Below are 19029 nucleotides of genomic sequence, written 5' to 3'. Positions count from 1 at the left end.
TATCTATTCATTATTCTTATTATGTATTATATGCAATTGCTTTCATTATGACAAATGCCTACCTTTTCCGATTAGCTGTCAAACTATTTATGTTGACGAAACGTCTATAAAACCATATAGTTACTTACATAAAGTAACTATATGGTTTTAGGAGGTTTTTACTATGATGCCATCACTATTTTTAGCACATGGTTCACCAATGCTCGCTATTCAAGATACAGATTATACAAGTTTTTTAAAAACACTTGGAGAAACATATAAACCGAAAGCAATTGTTATTTTCACTGCTCACTGGGAAAGTGAAGTATTAACGATTTCCTCATCAGATAACGAATATGAAACAATTTATGATTTTGGAGGTTTTCCTCCAGAGTTATATGAAATTAAATATCGTGCAAAAGGTTCTTCTAGCATTGCATCCATGTTAGAAACAAAATTTAAAAACAAAGGTATTCCAGTTCATCATAATATGACGAGAGGTTTAGATCACGGCTCATGGACACTATTGCACCGTATGTATCCAGAAGCAAATATTCCTGTCATACAAATATCAGTAAATCCATTCCTTTCTGCAAAAGAACAATTTAAGATTGGAGAAGCATTAAAAGGACTTGGACAAGAAGATATTTTAGTAATCGGTAGCGGTGTTACCGTTCATAACTTACGAGCACTGAAATGGAATCAAACTACACCCGAACAATGGGCAATTGAATTTGATGATTGGATTATAAAACATATGCAGACTAACGATAAAGATGCGTTGTCTAATTGGGAAAACAATGCGCCTCATGCACAATTAGCAGTACCAAGAGCAGAGCATTTTGTTCCTTTATTTATCGCTATGGGAAGTGGTGAAAATAGCGGTGAAGTCATTCACCGTAGTTACGAGCTTGGTACATTAAGTTATCTTTGTCTCCAATTTTAAAGAAAAAAGGATGAAGCAATCATTGCTTCATCCTTTTTTCTTTCACTTAGTTAACTAACTTCCAAATGTCGTTTCTCTGATACCTCTTCGTTCTTATTATGAAAATAAACCCAAATACACGCAATAAACAATAGTGATGATGTAGAGAAGAAAACATATTGAAACCCTGCATGTGCTGCAATTTGTCCACCAAGTACTGGTCCAATCATATTTCCTAAAAACTGAAACGATTGATTATATCCAAATATTCGTCCCGTTACATGAGTTGGTGTATGTTGTTTTAGTAGAGTTTGTACGGAAGGTAATAATCCTGCTTGTGCAATACCTAATAAAAATCTAAGAATTAATAGTTGCCAAGCTGAGGTTACAAATGCTTGCGGGATAAAAATAATTCCTGCAGCAAACAACGCTACAACTAACGTTTTTTGAGGACCGATATGATCTGATAATCGTCCTAATCTTGGTGCTGCCAAAATAACAGCTAATCCTGTCGCTGACATAACGGCGCCTGCAATTGTTTCAATATGCGCTGTTTGAGGACCAACTAAATTTTTCACGTACAATGTAACAATTGGCTGAACAGACATATTAGCAAGTTGAATAATAAATGTTGTTACAAACAAACTAATAATCAAATGTTTAGCTGGAACCATCGTCCATACTTTTTTCGTTTGTACTTTTTTTGCTTGAGCAGAGTGATTTTCTTCATGTAGAAAGAAAAAAACGATGAGAAAGGAAAGGAATAAAAAAGCTCCTGTAACAAGAAAAACATGACGCATTCCAATTAACTCAGATAAATAACCTCCAAGTAACGGTCCAAGTAAAGAACCGCTCACGCCACCAGTTGAAATTGTGGAGATCGCCCAACCTGAATGCTCTTGCGGAGTTTCTGCTGCAATAAATGTCATTGCTGTTGAAAGGAAACCAGATACTGCTCCCATCAAAAATCTTAGTGCGACTAGTTGATATACATCCGTTACAAACCCCATAAGCGTCATAATAATCGCCATACCAAGGCTAGCACGAATTAGCATCAATTTCCGTCCATGTATATCACCAAGCTTTCCCCATATTGGTGATACGATCGCACCCATTAAAAATGTTACACCAAATGCAAGTCCCGACCACTGTGCAATACTAGAAGTGCCAGTCACCCCTAATTCCTCAATATAAAAAGATAAAAAAGGAATTACTAAACTCATACCGGCTGCAGTGGTAAAACAACCTAGCCAACAAATCATTAAATTTCGTTTCCAGCTGGCCATTTTCACACCTTCTTTCTTTAGATACCCATTCTACACCCTTTCTTATAAAAAGTTTAGTAATTTGCTTTATTTGTAAGATTTACTACAAAACCCGCTATTTTCTAATAAAAATCACTACATTCCCACATTTTTTTCATAATAAAACCAACTCCACCTAAATGAAGTTGGTTAATAATCCATGATCGGTATTAAACGTGCATTACAACATCTCTCATAAAACTCAATTGGGCCCGCTTGCCCAATAATTGCATATTCATAACCCTCTTGCTTCATACTATGTAGACTACAATGTAACAATTGCTTCCCTACACCTTTCACACGATTTTGTTTCGCCGTGCCCATTGGACCAAACAATCCTTTCTTTCCTCTCACTACGTCATAACAAGCGAAACCTACTATCACTTCTTCTTGCTCTGCTATATAAATAGGTAAGTTTTCTTTATATGTACGAAATCCATACTCTATCGAATGTAACCACCGTTCACCAAATTCTGCTTCAACAAAAATTGCTAATTGTTCAAAATCAGAAGCGTTAGCCTTTCTAACAGTACAAGTTAAATCATTATAAATAGGAACAAAACTTTTTAAATCGACTGCTAAATCTCTTGGCTCAGCTATAATACGTAATATATCTCTTTGCATCTGTGCATTTTCAATAACTGGATTTACACGAAATAATGCATATATAACATGTCCTTCATTAATTATTACTTGCTGAAAACGTTCCATACGTTTTTTCGCTATTTGTAAAATTTCTAGCGTCTTATGGGATAATTTATATTGTCCTATTTTTTTATAATCTTGATCCGTTAAATCATATTGTTTTCGTAATGAAAATTTTTCTGAAAAATCCGTACCCATATTACGGAACAAATACATATACAACTCGCCACAAACGCCAGTACCTTCTTTACACATGCCAATAAATAAATGAACTGGTTGAATGATATTACATTCTGCCTCTTCTGCTGCAATCTCCAATATGTTATGCACACGTTTTGTAAATTGAAACTCCTCCATATGTATTTCCATCCTCTACTAATTTACTAACAAACCGTAACCATAAATAATTGAAACAATTACACCCACTACCAATATACCTGGAAGTAAATTTGCCACCTTGATTTTAATAATACTAAGCAAGTTCAATCCAATAGCGGCTATCATAATACCACCTGTAGCTGTCATTTCTACTATAAATTGATTCATTAATTCCTTCGGGACCAAACTATTAATTTGTGTTGCAAAAATTGCAATACCACCCTCATATAAAATAACGGGAATCGCTGAAAATACTACGCCAATTCCTAAAGTTGTCGTTAATATAATAGAAATGAATCCATCGATAATTGCCTTTGTAAATAAAATATCATGATTTCCGCGAATTCCACTGTCGAGTGCACCAAGTATCCCCATCGCGCCAATTGCAAATATTAAAGTAGCTGTTACAAAACCTTCTGATATGCTCCCTTTCCCTTTCGATCCAACTTTATTTTCTAGCCAATCTCCTAACTGTTTTAACTTTCCCTCTAATTGTAACCATTCCCCGATGACGGTACCAATTACTAAACTTAGTATGACAACAAGAAAATTTTCACTTTTCAATGCCATTTGAAGTCCAAGTACAGTAACCGCTAAACCGATTGCATGCATAATTGTTCCCTTCATACTTTCTGGTATTCTACTAAATAATTTACCTAGTAAAGTACCAAATATAATGCAAATCCCATTTACAACTGCTCCTAATATAACCATTTCTCATTCTTCACCCTTCGAATTCTTTATTTCTATATTTTGGTTTATTCATTGATTTACAGGTTATCTATATGTTAACTTAATATTGAGAATATTAACAAATGTTTTTTCAATACATAAACCGCATTTTTTATATCTGTACATAAACCAATTACTTTTTATAGACTCATTGCTAATTTAATTGCGGGATAAACTCAAAAGGGAAGGTATTTATGAAAACTTTACTAAAACGATTTTTGTTAATAGCCTTTTGCATTACGCCAATTGTTGTATTAATTAACCACTCTTTTACTTCAAAAGCGAAAGACAAACCCGATTTCCAAAACAAATCTAGCAAAACTGCTTCAACGAGAGAAAAGAAAATAGAAGACCCAGAAATTACCCTCACCTTTTCTGGTGATACAATGTTCGATTGGCAATTACGTCCGGTAATCGAAAAAAACGGGGCTGATTATCCATTCCAGCATGTAAAAGAAGAAATAACAAAAGCTGATATTTCTTTCGTTAATTTAGAGTCTGCATTTACAACGAGAGAAAAAAAAGCTCCTGGACAACTGTTTTGGATTAAAAGTGATCCATCCACGCTTCAAGCTATAAAAAACACCGGTTATGACATCGTAAATATCGGGAATAATCATACACTTGATTACGGACAAGAGGGATTACTAGATACAATCTCTTACGTAGAAAAATCAAAGTTCCCTTACATTGGAGCCGGAAAAAATGCAAAAGACGCATATACTGCACGAGAAATGACTGTAAAAGGAAAAAAATTCAAATTCCTGTCATTCGTCCGATTTATGCCTGATTTCACTTGGGTAGCTGATGACAATAAACCTGGCGTTGCGAACGGGTATGATTTAAATCTTGTAACAAAAACAATTAAAGAGCAAAAGAAAGATGCAGACTATTTAATTGTCTATATGCATTGGGGTGTCGAAAAATCAAATCGTCCGGTAGATTATCAAAAACAATATGTAAATAAAATGGTTACAGCAGGAGCCGACGCGATTGTCGGAAGTCATCCACATTGGTTACAAGGGTTTGAATATTATAATAATGTTCCTGTCGCTTACTCATTAGGAAACTTTTTATTCCCAAGTTATGCGAACGGAAAAAGTGCTGAAACTGGTGTATTAACTTTAACTTTTAAAGGAAAGGATGTCCAAATGTCATTCAATCCTTATATCATCCGTAACAACCAAGTTTCCCCTGTGAATGAGGAGGAAAAGAGAAAAGCTCTCCAATACTTACAAACAATTTCAACTGATGTAGAAATTGATGATACAGGGAAAATAATAAATAAACGCAACTAAACAGTACAAGATCCATTTCTCTGTAACATACATTAGAGAATAGGTGATGAATATGCTAAAAGACTTATTAGAAAATATAAATCTCTTAGAAAATATCTATAAAATCTCTATAGCAATTCTGCTTTTATGTTCCTTTTATTCTGTGAGACTATTAAAAAAAATAAAGCGAGAGAGAAACCTTTCTCCCTTTGAATTTACTATGTATATAATCATTCGGATTGCCATATTCTTTTGGTTAGCTAGCTTTATTCTTCTTGAATATGGCAATTATTTAGTTTAATTGTAAAAAAGATAGAACAAGCAGCATTTCCCTTGCTTGTATCTATCTTTTTTATTTGGATGCCAACCCTTTCCTTATATTAAATAAGCAAATCAAACAAAACAGGATTTTTATTAAGCTCCATAAATTGAATATTATTTTCTTTAAAACGAGTAATTAATTGCTCATAATCTTCTTTATGTTTTAACTCTACTCCGACTAATGCTGGACCATTTTCTTTATTATGTTTCTTAATATACTCAAAGCGAGTAATATCATCTTCTGGCCCTAATCCTTTATCAAGAAATTCTCTTAACGCACCTGAACGCTGTGGGAATTCAATGATGAAATAATGCTTTAATCCTTCATAAATGAGAGATCGTTCTTTCATTTCTTGCATTCTATCAATATCATTATTTCCACCACTTAGCGTACAAACAACTGTTTTACCTTTTATTTCATCTCTGTATAAATCAAGCGCTGCAATAGAGAGTGCACCAGCTGGTTCAGCTACAATCGCATTTTTCTTATACAGTTCTAAAATCGTCGTACAAACCTTTCCTTCTGGTACTAAAACAATGTCATCAATTACATCTTTACAAGTTTCAAATGTTAACTTTCCTACCTTTTTAACCGCTGCCCCATCAACAAAACTATCTATTTTCTCCAATGCGACATTATCATTTTGAAGAAAAGCCTCTTTCATAGATGCAGCTCCCATTGGCTCTACCCCAATGACCTGTGTAGCAGGACTAACACCTTTCACATATGTACCAACACCTGATGCTAATCCACCACCACCAATTGCTGTAAAGATATAATCAACCGGTTTCTCCATATCATGCATAATTTCAACTGCCACTGTCCCTTGACCAGCAACTACGTACGGATCATCAAACGGATGAACAAATGTCATTCTATTTTCTTCACAATAACGCTGTGCTTCTTGGAAAGAGCTATCAAATGTATCACCAACTAATACAATTTCCGCAAAATCACCACCGAAAAATTGTACTTGTGACACTTTTTGTTTAGGTGTCGTCGTCGGCATGAAAATTTTTGACGGAATCTTCAATAAATTACACGTATAAGCTACTCCTTGCGCATGATTACCAGCACTTGCACAAACAACACCGTTTTGTAATTGTACTTTCGGTAAACTTTGAATTAGATTATACGCACCACGAATTTTGAAAGAGCGAATTAATTGTAAGTCTTCTCGTTTTACATAAACGTCACAATCATATTTCTCAGATAAAACTGTATCACGTTGTAACGGTGTTTTAATAACGATATCCTTCATGCAATTATGAGCCATTAAGATATCTTCAATTTTCACTCTCTCCTTTACCTTTTGCACCATTTCATATCATCCTTATCTCTTTTATATTGGCTCAATCAAAATTTGGGACTTTTAGGACTGCACCTGTATTCGCCGACGTTACCATCTGTGCGTAGCGCCCAAGCCATCCCGTTTTCACTTTCGGTTCTGGTCGTTTCCATTCTTTTTTACGCTTATCTAATTCTTCATCACTAATTCTTACTTCTAACAACCTTTCCTCAACATCGATACAAACGATATCCCCTTGTTCAAGAAGTGCAATCGTTCCGCCCGCAGCTGCTTCTGGCGAAATATGCCCTACTGAAATACCACGTGAAGCACCAGAGAAACGACCATCGGTTAACAACGCAACATCTGCACCTAATCCCATGCCAGCAATCGCTGACGTTGGTGCTAACATTTCCGGCATACCAGGACCGCCTCTTGGTCCTTCATAACGAATAACAACTACATCTCCTTTTTTAACCTTCCCAAGCATAATGCCGGCAAGCGCCTCATCTTGTGAATTAAAAATAACACAAGGTCCTTCAAATCGTTTTACTTCAGTTGCCCCGCTTTTAATAACTGCTCCATCTTTCGCAAGGTTTCCTTTTAATATACGTAATCCACCTTCTTCACTATGAGGATTTTCAAGAGAATGAATCACTTCCTTATCTTTAATCTCTGCATGAGCAATGTTCTCTCTTAACGTCTGCCCCGTAGCAGTAATACGATCTAAATGAAGTACCCCTTCTTTTCGGCTCATCTCTTTCAAAATTGCACTAATCCCGCCCGCGCGATCAATATCTTCCATATGCCAATTAGAAGCAGGGCTTACTTTACATAAATGTGGTACACGCCTTGAAACAGCATCAATACGGCTCATATCATAATCTAGTCCTGCCTCATGTGCGAGTGCTAATGTATGTAACACTGTATTTGTTGAACCGCCCATCGCCATATCAAGCGCGAACGCATCATCAATTGCTTCTTCTGTTACGATGTCTCTCGGTTTAATATCTCTTTCAATTAAAATCTTTAATTTCTCTGCTGCTTGTTTAATTAATTCCTCACGTCTTGGATCAATAGCTAAAATACTACCGTTACCAGGAAGAGCTAAGCCTAATACTTCACATAAACAGTTCATAGAGTTCGCTGTAAACATACCGGAACAAGAACCACAAGATGGACAACCATGATCTTCAATATCCTTTAATTCTTCTTCTGAAATTTTCCCAGATTGATACGCTCCTACTCCTTCGAAAACAGAACTTAAATCGACAACTTCTCCTTTAGATGTTTTTCCTGCTGCCATCGGGCCGCCCGAAACAAACACAGTCGGAATATTAATACGTAGTGCAGCCATCATCATACCAGGTGTGATTTTGTCACAGTTTGGAATACAAATCATGCCATCAAACCAGTGTGCATTTACAACCGTTTCTACTGAATCTGCAATGATTTCTCGACTCGGAAGCGAATAGCGCATACCGATATGCCCCATCGCAATACCGTCATCTACTCCAATTGTATTAAATTCAAATGGAACCATGCCTGCTGCACGTACTGCTTCTTTAACAAGTTTCCCAAACTCATTTAAGTGCTTATGACCTGGAATAATTTCAATAAAAGAATTACAAATAGCTATAAACGGTTTATCAAAATCTTCATCTTTCAAACCAGTTGCTTTTAATAAACTACGATGCGGCGCTTTATCAAAACCTTTTTTAATCATGTCACTTCTCATCTTGTCAAATCCCCTCTTACGTATTTTTCACTTACAATCTATTACTCTATTTCTTTACTAATTCTTTCGGTGCATGAATCCAGCTCATCATTTCACGAAGCTCTGCTCCTACTTTTTCTAACTGATGATTTTGCTCTGCTTTTTTCATCGCATTATACGTTGGACGCCCAGCTTGGTTTTCTAAAATCCATTTCTTCGCGAATTCACCTTGCTGAATTTCTGTAAGTACTCGTTTCATTTCTTTCTTCGTTTCATCTGTAACAATTCTCGATCCTGTTACATAATCTCCGAACTCTGCCGTATCGGAAATAGAATGGCGCATGTTCGTTAAACCACCTTCGTACATTAAATCAACAATTAACTTTAATTCATGTAAACATTCGAAGTATGCAATTTCAGGACGATATCCGCCTTCTGTTAACGTTTCAAAACCAGCTTTCACAAGTGCAGTTACACCTCCGCAAAGTACCGCTTGCTCACCAAACAAATCCGTCTCTGTTTCTTCTTGGAATGTCGTTTCAATTACACCTGCACGTGTACACCCTACACCTTTTGCATACGCAAGTGCTACATGTAAAGCTGTGCCTGTTGCATCTTGATGCACTGCGACTAATGCTGGAACACCATTTCCTTCTTGAAATACACGGCGAACGAGATGACCTGGACTTTTTGGCGCAACCATCGCTACATCTACGTAACTTGGCGGATTAATTTGGCCGAAGTGAATGTTAAATCCATGTGAGAAAAGTAACATTTGTCCTTCACGAAGATTCTCTTCTACCTCTGCTTTATACACATGAGCTTGCTGTTCATCTGGCAGTAACATTTGTACAACTTGTGCGGTTCGAACCGCTTCTGAAACAGACATTACTTCAAATCCATCCGCTTTCGCTACTTCATACGACTTACCAGGACGAACACCAACTACAACTTCTACACCAGAATCACGTAAATTTTGCGCTTGTGCATGACCTTGTGATCCATAGCCAACTACTGCAACAGTTTTCCCTTGTAGTAAATCTACATTTGCATCTTTCTCATAATACGTTTTCATATTCCATACACTCCTTATAATTTGTTTACTTGCAGTACATTGATTAACTTTTTCAACTGACCGACGAGTAATGTTGCTTCTTGTTCTGTACAAACTGCCGTTAACTCCATTTCACTTTCATTTAAATTTAATGAAGAAATATAATAACCACGCCGAGCAAAAATTCCACTTATGCGTAATAAGACATTTGGATCGTTATCGATAACTAATGAAAAAGTATGACTCATTCTTCCCACCTCTTCATAATCATTTCGTTATTCCCTTTATTTGGTGGAACCATCGGAAATACGTTTTCACCTTCTTCTACACAAAAATCAACTACGACAGGTCCTTCATGAGCAAATGCTTCTAACATCACTTGTTTCGCCTCAGTTGAATTTGTCGCTCTTAACCCTTTCACTCCATAAGCTTCTGCCACTTTCACAAAATCTGGCGATCCAATTTTCGACTCTGATAATCGATTTTCATAAAACATTTCTTGCCATTGCCTTACCATCCCTAAAAATTTATTGTTTATAATAAATACTTTTACAGGGATGTTATTTTCAGCAATTGTTTGTAGTTCTTGAATATTCATTTGAAAAGAAGCATCACCTGCAATACAAATAACGAGTTCTTCTTCTTTTGCAAGCTGAGCACCAACTGCCGCCGGGAAGCCAAATCCCATCGTTCCTAATCCACCTGATGTTAGAAAAGTCCGCGGGTTTTTCGCTTTATAAAAATGCGCAGCCCACATTTGATGCTGTCCTACTTCTGTCGTAACAATCGCTTCACCATTCGTTAATTCACTTACTAAGCTAATAACATGCTGTGGTTTTAACTCACTTTCTTTTTGAATATAGGAAAGAGGGTATTCCGCTTTCCATTCCTCGGTTTTCGTAATCCATTCATCTGTCTGTGTACAAATCGGCATATGTAACAACATGTGTAACGCTTTTTTCACATCTCCAACAACTGGATATTCCACAGTTACATTTTTATGAAACTCCGAAGGATCTATATCAATATGTACCTTTTTCGAATGCGGAGAAAAGAGTTCTAATTTTCCTGTTACACGGTCATCAAAACGAACACCTAAAGCAAGTAATAAGTCACATTCTGTTACTGCCATGTTTGCAGCATACGTTCCATGCATACCGAGCATTCCTAAAAATAATGAATCTCCCGGCGGATACGCACCTAGTCCCATTAAAGTTGACACGACTGGAATACGATTTTCTCTTGCAAATTTGATCAGTTCATCAGATCCATCTGAATGAATGACACCTCCTCCAATATAAAGAAGTGGACGTTTTGCTTTTGAAATTTCTTTCGCTACCTCTCTAAGTTTCATGCTGTCTGGTACGAGTTCTGGTTTGTACCCCGGAATATCAACTTCTTCATTAAAGAAACTGGTGACTTTTGCATTTTGAACATCTTTTGGAATATCGATTAATACTGGTCCCGGTCGTCCGCTTTTGGCGATGTAAAAAGCTTCTTGCACAATTCGTGATACATGATTTACATCACGAACTTGGTAATTATGCTTCGTAACAGGTACTGTAATTCCGACAACATCCGCTTCTTGAAATCCATCTTTACCAATTAAAGGCGTTGCAACTTGCCCTGTAATGACAACTAAAGGAATCGAATCCATATAAGCATCTGCTAAGCCCGTAACTAGATTTGTCGCCCCTGGGCCAGAGGTAGCAAAGACTACCCCGACCTTTCCAGAAGCTCTCGCATATCCTTCTGCCGCATGAATAGCAGCTTGTTCATGACGAGTTAAAATGTGCTTTAAACCACTTCCGTATAACGCATCGTACACTGGCAAAATCGCTCCGCCCGGATAACCGAAAACAGTCGTTACGCCTAAATTCTTCAAGCATTGAATAACGTGTCCAGCTCCTGTCACATCTTCACACTGTAATTTCTCATATGTTGTATACTGTTGCTCCATTTTAATTAACTCCTCTCCCTACCTACAGTAAGCTTTCCGCCAATCCTGGAACACGTACTCCTCTTTCCCTCGTTAACTTTTTAAATTCCTCTGTCAATTGTTTCGTTACACTTCCTGGTTTCCCATCTCCAATTTCTCTTGAATCAACTTTTACAACAGGAATTAATTCTGCTGCCGTTCCCGTTAAAAATACTTCATCTGCTACATATACGTCATGGCGAGTAAATGGCCTTTCCTCACATGGAATATGAAGTCGCTCACATAGCTCAATAACACTATTTCTTGTAATACCTTCTAATGCTCCTAAATAGGATGGCGGGGTTAATACTTTTCCATCTTTCACAACGAAAACATTATCTCCAGATCCTTCACAAACATATCCTTGTTGATTTAACATAAGAGCCTCTAGCACTCCTGCTTGTGCCGCTTCAATTTTTACAAGTACGTTATTTAAGTAGTTCATTGACTTAATACGTGGGTCTAAAGCATCTGGCGTATTACGTCTTGATGCAACAGATACAACGCTTAATCCATTATCGTAAAATTCCTGTGGGAATAACTTTAATTGTTCTGCAATGATAATAACGCTCGGTTTCACACAACTTCTCGGATCGAGCCCTAAGTCCCCTTTTCCTCTTGAAACAATTAACCGAATATAAGCATCTGCATACTCATTTTTTTGAAGTGTCTGTAGAACTGCTTCTTCCATTTCGTCAACCGTCAGCGGGATTGTAAGTAAAATAGATTTTGCCGATTCATATAATCGTTTTACATGTTCTTTTAAACAAAATACATTTCCACCGTAACTACGAATCCCTTCAAATACACCGTCTCCGTATAAAAAACCATGATCATATACTGAAACAACTGCCTTTTCTTTTTCTACAAATTCCCCATTCATATAAATGTACTGATTTCCCATCTCACATCGCTCCTCTTTTTTTCTCTCTATTTTTGCAATCTATTTCTATATCGATTGCTGAGATGAGTATTTTTTAACAGAATATTCAGTATATAATTCTTAAAAATATACTCGTCTCAACAATCGATTACATACATACTTGTAGCAATCCATTGCTGAGACGAGGGAATCGTGGTACCACTCAGCTTCCTTACACTTCTCACGAAATATAAGCTCTGCAAGTCCAATTAGACTTTTGTTTTTCTATCGGAAACAACTCCGCTACTTTTTACTAGTTTTCAAAAGTAGTGCTCCGAGGTGATCTTCAATGATGACATTGTTACCACCCTCACAGCATCTGGGTAGCTCTCTGAAACAATTTTTATCATTTACTCTCCTCTTCTACGCATTCTCTTATTTTTAAAAATAAAAACTCTCGCCTCAGCAATCAACTACTACAATTTAGTAGCTTTGATTGCTGAGGCGAGAGTTTCGCGTTACCACTCAGCTTCCTTATACTTCTCACGAAATATAAGCTCTGTAGGTCCAATTAGACCCCCGTCCTTTTACCGGAGACGATGCCGTCGCCCTCTACTCAGTTTCCCTTTCGCAAGCGATGCTCCGAGGTGATCTTCAATGACTCGATTGTTACTACTCTCACAGCCTTGGAGTAGCTCTCTGAAACGATCATAATCATCTACTTTCCTCTTCTTTGCATATACAACATATAAAGTTAGAAAATTCTTAATTAACTTTCATTTGTTAAACGTATTATAGGACGTTGTTCTTTTCATTGTCAACATGTTTTTTTGATTTTTTTTAATACTACATATATTTTCGAATCTTTTTTATTGCGCAATAAAACTTTTTATATAATACTATATAAAACATATATATTTAGGAGGATTACAACAATGTCCGAAAAAACATACGAACTCGCAACCTTCGCAGGCGGTTGCTTTTGGTGCATGGTAAAGCCGTTTGATGAACTTCCTGGTATTCATAAAGTACTTTCTGGCTATGCAGGTGGTCATGTAGAAAACCCAACATATGAACAAGTAAAAGCGGGTACATCTGGTCATTTAGAAGTTGTACAAATTACATTTGATCCTTCTATTTTCCCATATGAAAAATTACTGGATTTATATTGGCCGCAAATCGATCCAACTGATGATGGCGGACAATTTTTTGACCGTGGTCCATCTTATCGCACCGCTATTTTTTATCATACCGAAACGCAAAAAGAACTTGCTGAAAAATCAAAACAAACTCTTGCGGAAAGCGGTATGTTTAAAGAGCCAATCGTAACTGAAATTCGCCCGGCTGCACCTTTTTATGAGGCTGAAGAATACCATCAACATTTCTATAAAAAAAATCCAGAGAAATATGCTACTGAGCAAAAAGAATCTGGCCGTGCAGACTTTATAAAAGAAAATTGGCAAAAAAAATAATAAAAATGCATCGTACCTTTTAAGTACGATGCATTTTTATCTTTGAAAAAAGTACCATACAATGATAAAAACAACAGCTGTTAATGTCCAAAGTATTATCTCATTTTTAGTTTTATTCTTTTTATTAGTCATTTTATTTTCTCCTTATAGCTATTTAACATATTCAAGATTTCCTTTGTTTCATTGTCCACCTTATATACGTGAATACATCCTTACAAATTCTTATAACAAGACCACCAACGATTCCGATTGTAATTGAAATTACTAACATCTGTACAAAACTAAGAGTAGTTGTGTACGTTATGTAGATAACAATACATATAAGTAAAACATCCGGTAAAGAAAGTAAAAACTTTTTAAACATTTCTTTAGCTCTCCTATGTTTTATTTATAAATTATATCTTTTAAAAAAGAAATCTATTACCGTTTCTTAAATAAAAAACCTCCAGTTTAAGCACTAGAGGTTTTCCATTTTATTTCTTCAATCTCTCAATAAAATCCTGTAATTTATCAAGTGATTTCATATTCTGATTACAGGCCACGGCATCTTTGCAAATATAGTTTCCCTTTTTCACGAAAGTTCCTGGTATATCACCTTTAATTTCAACTAAAAACATCCCTACCTCTTCATGTCCGTGACATAAAGAACAAATGCTCTTTTTATTTAAACTTTGAAACGTTCCTTGCAGACCAACAAATTTATTTTTATCATTTTTCGCTATAATAAATTTCCTGCTTGACCCTTTATCAATCCAGCTTAAATAAGATATTTCTTTCATATCTATTTCTTCCATATCAGGCAGTTTTAACTTTTTCGCTTTAGGAAATAGTTTTTTTAATGTTTGCGCTGTAACTTCCTGAAACGGAATGACATACGGATTTATTTTCATTAAAAACGATTCTGCATCTTCTCTATTTTGAACTGTTAATACCGTATCGATTAACTCTTTCTGCTCATCCGTTAAATTCTCAAATACATGTATTATTTTTTCAATCGCTAATGATTTTAACGCTTGAATGACACCTCTATCATTTGCCGTTGCGTGCCCATTCGCTAAAATATAAGCTTGTGATTTTATAAAATTATATTGATCACTTCTAATAAAAGCTTCCATCTTTATCACTCCATACAAATTGTTGATCTAATCTTATTGTATACAATGATTTAGCTTTTTGGTATGTAAAAGATAACTTAGAAACGAATATTACATACATCGATTATATTTTACCGCTCCATTTCCTGACAAAAGAAGCCATCATCTGTTTTCCATTCCGCATATAACACGTCTTCAAATTTAGTAATTCCTTTTTGCTTTATTTGCTTATACAGCCATCCTTCATCAAAGCCCGCTTCTCTCAAATTATCTTTCACTACTTTTCCATCGCTAATTAATGAAATTGGTAAGTATACAGGCTTATGTTTTAAACTTAAATCATTTATAGTGGGAGATTCGTATTTACTTTTTTTCAGAACACTTATATTTCCGTTAGGTTCTAATATCATATATTCAACTTCTCGGATTGAAAATATATCTTTTTGTTGCCTAAGCATTTGTTGTAATTGGTTAATGTCCAAATGATTTACACTTAATTGTTCACGATCAATCTTTCCATTACGAATAATAATGGAAGGATATCCTTCAAAAAACCTTCTTGTTCCTCTTATTTTTTGCGTTATCACTTCTATTGTATAAATTAAAATTACCCATACAAATACTGAATATAAAATAGACCACACTTTAATTTTAGGATCATATATTGAATTTCCAACGAGCTCACCAAGAACAATAGCAGAAATAAAATCAAATGGCGTCAGCTGAGATATTTGTGTTTTCCCTAATATTTTTGTAGCAATTAATAGAACAAAGAAACCAATTAAAAGCTCTATCGTTATTTGTCCAATATGATTCATATATGTTCACCTTTCTGCTTTTCACTCAAATGTTCTATTTAGTAAAAAAACGACATATTTTTCTATTATCTTTCCCATTCATAAGCTATATATCCAATAGATACAAAGCAAAAAAGAGTCTAGTTCAAAATAATATTTGAACTAGACTCTTTTTTTCATTTAGAATACACAATCTTTTTAATCGTTTCTCCGGAAAGAAAATACTCTTCTGCAAGTTGATGAATAGCAATTCCACTTTTAAACGCTTCTTTAATGGCTTTGTTTCTTTCATCTAACTGTTTTCTTCCTCCAGATCGTGTTCCCCATTTATAATGTTTCGTTTCTTGTTTTGGAATGTAAATTGTTTCACCTTGTATATACTTTTGAATTTCAGTAATTAAACTCTCTGGTAAAACTGCCTTAGCTTTTACGTATTTCATTTCTGCTCGCCCCTTATTTTTTATGGTTCATTTCAATAAGGTGCAAAGCCAAATACAAAAAATGATACAAGCTCATTTTGGCGATGAATTGTATATTACTTGTCTACCTCACGCAAAGTATCGCCATTTCCATACTTGGCTTTGCATGAGACGCTGCAGTGTCTGGCAATTGAATTATAATCGCCATGTAAACACCTCCTAATATACCTTTTTCATTACATTATATGATAAATTCCTTCCCCTTGCATCCACATCCTTTTTAAAGCATGAAATTACTTAGTTTGATATAATACTTTTTAGTCCAATCAAAAACTATAGTGAGGTTGCGTTATGAAGAAGAAAAAAATCATTACAATCGTTACAATATTCATTACTACTGTAGCATTATTCGGAACATACAAATTGATGAATGCAAGAAGCTTTCAATTATTTGGAGATTTAACAAATCGAGTAGAAACAAATGAAAAGGTGATTGCTTTAACTTTTGATGATGGCCCTACTAACAATGTAAAACAAATATTACCGCTACTAGATACATACAATGCAAAAGCTACTTTCTTTTTAATTGGAAATGAATTAGAGAAAAACCTATCGTTAGGAAAATCTATCGTACAATCTGGACACCAAGTTGGAAACCATACATATTCTCATAACAGAATGGTTTTTAAAACACCTTCTTTTATTAAAGAAGAAATAGAAAAAACGAATGCATTAATCCGCCAAACAGGATTTACAGGCGCCATTGATTTTAGACCACCTAACGGGAAAAAGCTAATTGGTCTGCCCTATTATTTAAATAAAAACAATATCGAAACAATCACCTGGGACCTTGAACCTGATACTTTTTATAAATCTGCTGCTGATAAAATTGAATATGTTAATAAAAATGTAAAACCAGGTTCTATCATTTTACTGCACTCTATGTATGATGAGTCTAATGAAAGTTTACAGACCATTGAAGGTATTTTAGACTCTTTATCTAAGAAGGGCTATCAGTTCGTAACAGTAAACGAACTACAAAAAAGAACAAAGTAAGAAAGGTAGCGTATCATACAATGATACGCTACCTTTTTGTTTAAATAATGCCAAGTACATTTAAGAATACGATAATAATCGCAATTGGTGCGATAAAGCGAAGTAAGAATAACCATAATACGAATAATTTATAGCCTTTATTTTTACTTACACCAAGCTCTTTCATTAATACATCTTTCTTCATTTTTAAAGGAACAAAGATAGAAACTAATAAAACACCAAGTGGCATTAATACGTTACTAACTGCATAATCCGCTAAATCAAAGACTGTCTTTCCGAAAATCTTCAGATCGCTTAATATACCAAATGACAATGCTGATGGTACTCCTACAACGAAGATTAATAAACCTACGATTAAAGCCATTTTTTCACGTTTCCCTTTACCTTTTGCAGTTAAAGATGCCACGCTAATTTCTAACATCGAAATCGCTGATGTAATAGTAGCAAAGAAGAATAGTAGTAAGAAAACGATGAAGAAGAATTTTCCGAATGCCATTTTACTAAAAATAGCTGGCAGTACGATAAATAATAGTCCCGGTCCTTGAGATGGTTCCATTCCAAATGCGAACACTACTGGGAAAATTGCAAGTCCTGCAAGTAATGTAATCACAAGCGTTAAAGCTACGATAGAAAATGCTGAACGCGGTAAACTTTCCTCTTTCGGTAAGTATGAGCTATACGTTACCATTACTGCTACTCCGACTGATAGTGAGAAGAACGATTGTCCCATTGCATATAAAATAACTTCTGATGTTACATGTGAGAAATCAGGTTGTAAGAAGAAACGAACCCCTTCTCCTGCACCATCTAACGTAAGTGCACGAACGATTAATACAAAGAATAAAACGAATAGTGCTGGCATGAAATATTTATTTACTTTTTCAACACCATTTTGTACACCTTTACTTACGATAAAAATAGTAATAAGGATGAATAATAGCTGTGATCCTACTGCTAAATACGGATTGGAAATGATTTCACCAAACGTAGCTTCGTATGCACCATTTCCTTCCCATAGTCTACCTGTAATTGCATTCCATAAATATAATAAAATCCAGCCTCCTACAACACTGTAGAAAGAAAGTAATATGAAACATGTTACAATCCCTAATTTCCCTAACCATGGCCATAATGTTTTTGGTGCGATTTCTCTATACGCATCAACAGCCTCTTTTTGTGTACTTCTTCCGATAACGAATTCAGCTAATAATAGCGGTAAACCAATTAATAATGTGAAACCGATGAAAATAAGGAAGAACGCGCCGCCCCCTCCAATTCCGGCCATATACGGGAACTTCCAAATAGCCCCTAGACCAATTGCTGAACCTGCCGCAGCTAATACGAAACCTAATTTCGATGTCCATTGCTGTGAATTCATTTGTTAATCTCCTCTCTTTATCTTTTTCTGTTTTACAATTCGGTATTTATATTGTTCTATCCACACTCTTTTCTAATACGTTCACTTCCTCTCTACTAATAAAAAACGCCCCTACGTAAATACGTAGGGACGACAAAAATATCGCGGTACCACCCTAGTTATGAAGATACACCAAAGTTAGGACCTAAATAAAAAACGTCCCTACGCAAATACGTAGGGACGATAAATTATCGCGGTACCACCCTAGTTATGAAGCCACAACAAAGTAAGACCTAAATAAAAAACGTCCCTACGTAAATACGTAGGGACGATAAATATCGCGGTACCACCCTAGTTGTGAAACAATCTTCAC

Annotated in this window: 19 protein-coding genes and 3 other annotated features (1 of these 22 only partly in view); of the genes, 5 read left to right on the top strand and 14 right to left on the bottom strand. The window is 35.5% G+C overall.

From position 1 onward, the window contains the following. Positions 1-163 precede the first annotated feature (163 nt). On the top strand, positions 164-925 hold the full coding sequence (locus NLJ82_RS09275; protein ID WP_000982926.1) for a DODA-type extradiol aromatic ring-opening family dioxygenase: 762 nt from the start codon (positions 164-166) through the stop codon (positions 923-925). A gap of 50 nt (positions 926-975) precedes the next feature. On the opposite strand, the gene NLJ82_RS09270 is transcribed toward NLJ82_RS09275, so the two are convergent. From NLJ82_RS09270 to NLJ82_RS09260, 3 genes are all read right to left on the bottom strand, one after another. After that, a complete protein-coding gene (locus NLJ82_RS09270) occupies positions 976-2190 on the bottom strand; it encodes a multidrug efflux MFS transporter (RefSeq protein ID WP_000179317.1) in 1215 nt (404 codons plus the stop codon). Between the two features lie 168 nt (positions 2191-2358). Then, positions 2359-3210: a GNAT family N-acetyltransferase gene (locus NLJ82_RS09265; protein WP_000390865.1), complete on the bottom strand. Its 852-nt coding sequence runs from the start codon at positions 3208-3210 to the stop codon at positions 2359-2361. A gap of 18 nt (positions 3211-3228) precedes the next feature. Continuing rightward, entirely contained in the window at positions 3229-3945 is a 717-nt protein-coding gene (locus tag NLJ82_RS09260) for a DUF554 domain-containing protein (RefSeq protein ID WP_000236043.1), read from the bottom strand. Between the two features lie 212 nt (positions 3946-4157). Between NLJ82_RS09260 and NLJ82_RS09255 the strand changes: the two genes are divergently transcribed. Further along, on the top strand, positions 4158-5261 hold the full coding sequence (locus tag NLJ82_RS09255) for a CapA family protein (RefSeq protein ID WP_000854500.1): 1104 nt from the start codon (positions 4158-4160) through the stop codon (positions 5259-5261). Between the two features lie 52 nt (positions 5262-5313). Beyond that, positions 5314-5541 carry a hypothetical protein gene (locus tag NLJ82_RS09250; protein ID WP_014297763.1) on the top strand — a complete coding sequence of 76 codons (228 nt, stop codon included), beginning with the start codon at positions 5314-5316 and terminating at the stop codon, positions 5539-5541. A gap of 79 nt (positions 5542-5620) precedes the next feature. On the opposite strand, the gene ilvA is transcribed toward NLJ82_RS09250, so the two are convergent. The 6 genes from ilvA to ilvE are packed head-to-tail and all read right to left on the bottom strand — an operon-like array spanning position 5621 to position 12503. Continuing rightward, positions 5621-6883, bottom strand: a complete 1263-nt coding sequence (gene ilvA, locus NLJ82_RS09245) for a threonine ammonia-lyase IlvA (protein ID WP_000250338.1) — start codon at positions 6881-6883, stop codon at positions 5621-5623. A 31-nt stretch (positions 6884-6914) separates the two neighbouring features. Beyond that, positions 6915-8588 carry a dihydroxy-acid dehydratase gene (gene ilvD / locus NLJ82_RS09240; protein WP_001255809.1) on the bottom strand — a complete coding sequence of 558 codons (1674 nt, stop codon included), beginning with the start codon at positions 8586-8588 and terminating at the stop codon, positions 6915-6917. A gap of 46 nt (positions 8589-8634) precedes the next feature. Further along, positions 8635-9642: a ketol-acid reductoisomerase gene (locus tag NLJ82_RS09235; RefSeq protein WP_000861127.1), complete on the bottom strand. Its 1008-nt coding sequence runs from the start codon at positions 9640-9642 to the stop codon at positions 8635-8637. 14 nt (positions 9643-9656) lie between these two features. Next, complete coding sequence (locus NLJ82_RS09230) at positions 9657-9869, bottom strand: ACT domain-containing protein (protein ID WP_000019906.1); 213 nt, start codon at positions 9867-9869, stop codon at positions 9657-9659. After that, positions 9866-11581 carry an acetolactate synthase large subunit gene (gene ilvB, locus NLJ82_RS09225; protein WP_000437845.1) on the bottom strand — a complete coding sequence of 572 codons (1716 nt, stop codon included), beginning with the start codon at positions 11579-11581 and terminating at the stop codon, positions 9866-9868. The genes NLJ82_RS09230 and ilvB overlap by 4 nt, the downstream gene beginning before the upstream one ends. A gap of 22 nt (positions 11582-11603) precedes the next feature. Further along, a complete protein-coding gene (gene ilvE, locus NLJ82_RS09220) occupies positions 11604-12503 on the bottom strand; it encodes a branched-chain-amino-acid transaminase (protein WP_000528129.1) in 900 nt (299 codons plus the stop codon). A 153-nt stretch (positions 12504-12656) separates the two neighbouring features. Then, positions 12657-12896: a binding site (T-box leader), on the bottom strand. A gap of 62 nt (positions 12897-12958) precedes the next feature. Further along, positions 12959-13204, bottom strand: a binding site (T-box leader). Between the two features lie 192 nt (positions 13205-13396). Here ilvE and msrA point away from each other — a divergent pair. After that, positions 13397-13933, top strand: coding sequence for a peptide-methionine (S)-S-oxide reductase MsrA (msrA, locus tag NLJ82_RS09215; RefSeq protein WP_001291872.1), 537 nt, complete (start codon positions 13397-13399; stop codon positions 13931-13933). A gap of 163 nt (positions 13934-14096) precedes the next feature. On the opposite strand, the gene NLJ82_RS09210 is transcribed toward msrA, so the two are convergent. From NLJ82_RS09210 to NLJ82_RS09195, 4 genes are all read right to left on the bottom strand, one after another. Then, a complete protein-coding gene (locus NLJ82_RS09210; RefSeq protein ID WP_000473064.1) occupies positions 14097-14297 on the bottom strand; it encodes a hypothetical protein in 201 nt (66 codons plus the stop codon). A 109-nt stretch (positions 14298-14406) separates the two neighbouring features. Next, on the bottom strand, positions 14407-15048 hold the full coding sequence (locus tag NLJ82_RS09205; RefSeq protein WP_000387063.1) for a FusB/FusC family EF-G-binding protein: 642 nt from the start codon (positions 15046-15048) through the stop codon (positions 14407-14409). Positions 15049-15158: 110 nt separating this feature from the next. Beyond that, positions 15159-15845 (bottom strand): DUF421 domain-containing protein, encoded by a 687-nt coding sequence (locus tag NLJ82_RS09200; RefSeq protein ID WP_001015532.1) that lies wholly within the window; start codon positions 15843-15845, stop codon positions 15159-15161. A 155-nt stretch (positions 15846-16000) separates the two neighbouring features. Further along, the gene (locus NLJ82_RS09195) at positions 16001-16264 is read right to left on the bottom strand and encodes a CD3324 family protein (protein WP_000878319.1); all 264 of its coding nucleotides are present in this window, start codon (positions 16262-16264) and stop codon (positions 16001-16003) included. A 330-nt stretch (positions 16265-16594) separates the two neighbouring features. Between NLJ82_RS09195 and NLJ82_RS09190 the strand changes: the two genes are divergently transcribed. Next, positions 16595-17299 carry a polysaccharide deacetylase family protein gene (locus NLJ82_RS09190; RefSeq protein WP_000727403.1) on the top strand — a complete coding sequence of 235 codons (705 nt, stop codon included), beginning with the start codon at positions 16595-16597 and terminating at the stop codon, positions 17297-17299. A gap of 40 nt (positions 17300-17339) precedes the next feature. Here NLJ82_RS09190 and NLJ82_RS09185 read toward each other — a convergent pair whose 3' ends face one another. Further along, complete coding sequence (locus NLJ82_RS09185; protein WP_001088182.1) at positions 17340-18677, bottom strand: sodium-dependent transporter; 1338 nt, start codon at positions 18675-18677, stop codon at positions 17340-17342. Positions 18678-18977: 300 nt separating this feature from the next. Then, positions 18978-19029, bottom strand: a binding site (T-box leader) (it continues 171 nt past the right edge of the window).

Origin of the sequence: Bacillus paranthracis (genome assembly GCF_024296885.1) — a bacterium.
Classification (GTDB): Bacteria; Bacillota; Bacilli; order Bacillales; family Bacillaceae_G; genus Bacillus_A; species Bacillus_A paranthracis.
The sequence above is the reverse complement of the archived record's forward strand: the minus strand, read 5'-3'. Positions and strand labels throughout refer to the sequence as shown.

Coding starts and splice junctions, on each gene's coding strand:
- NLJ82_RS09275 (WP_000982926.1), top strand. CDS start 164: ATGATGCCATCACTATTTTTAGCACATGGTTCACCAATGCTCGCTATT.
- NLJ82_RS09270 (WP_000179317.1), bottom strand. CDS start 2,190: ATGGCCAGCTGGAAACGAAATTTAATGATTTGTTGGCTAGGTTGTTTT.
- NLJ82_RS09265 (WP_000390865.1), bottom strand. CDS start 3,210: ATGGAGGAGTTTCAATTTACAAAACGTGTGCATAACATATTGGAGATT.
- NLJ82_RS09260 (WP_000236043.1), bottom strand. CDS start 3,945: ATGGTTATATTAGGAGCAGTTGTAAATGGGATTTGCATTATATTTGGT.
- NLJ82_RS09255 (WP_000854500.1), top strand. CDS start 4,158: ATGAAAACTTTACTAAAACGATTTTTGTTAATAGCCTTTTGCATTACG.
- NLJ82_RS09250 (WP_014297763.1), top strand. CDS start 5,314: ATGCTAAAAGACTTATTAGAAAATATAAATCTCTTAGAAAATATCTAT.
- ilvA (WP_000250338.1), bottom strand. CDS start 6,883: ATGGTGCAAAAGGTAAAGGAGAGAGTGAAAATTGAAGATATCTTAATG.
- ilvD (WP_001255809.1), bottom strand. CDS start 8,588: ATGAGAAGTGACATGATTAAAAAAGGTTTTGATAAAGCGCCGCATCGT.
- NLJ82_RS09235 (WP_000861127.1), bottom strand. CDS start 9,642: ATGAAAACGTATTATGAGAAAGATGCAAATGTAGATTTACTACAAGGG.
- NLJ82_RS09230 (WP_000019906.1), bottom strand. CDS start 9,869: ATGAGTCATACTTTTTCATTAGTTATCGATAACGATCCAAATGTCTTA.
- ilvB (WP_000437845.1), bottom strand. CDS start 11,581: ATGGAGCAACAGTATACAACATATGAGAAATTACAGTGTGAAGATGTG.
- ilvE (WP_000528129.1), bottom strand. CDS start 12,503: ATGGGAAATCAGTACATTTATATGAATGGGGAATTTGTAGAAAAAGAA.
- msrA (WP_001291872.1), top strand. CDS start 13,397: ATGTCCGAAAAAACATACGAACTCGCAACCTTCGCAGGCGGTTGCTTT.
- NLJ82_RS09210 (WP_000473064.1), bottom strand. CDS start 14,297: ATGTTTAAAAAGTTTTTACTTTCTTTACCGGATGTTTTACTTATATGT.
- NLJ82_RS09205 (WP_000387063.1), bottom strand. CDS start 15,048: ATGGAAGCTTTTATTAGAAGTGATCAATATAATTTTATAAAATCACAA.
- NLJ82_RS09200 (WP_001015532.1), bottom strand. CDS start 15,845: ATGAATCATATTGGACAAATAACGATAGAGCTTTTAATTGGTTTCTTT.
- NLJ82_RS09195 (WP_000878319.1), bottom strand. CDS start 16,264: ATGAAATACGTAAAAGCTAAGGCAGTTTTACCAGAGAGTTTAATTACT.
- NLJ82_RS09190 (WP_000727403.1), top strand. CDS start 16,595: ATGAAGAAGAAAAAAATCATTACAATCGTTACAATATTCATTACTACT.
- NLJ82_RS09185 (WP_001088182.1), bottom strand. CDS start 18,677: ATGAATTCACAGCAATGGACATCGAAATTAGGTTTCGTATTAGCTGCG.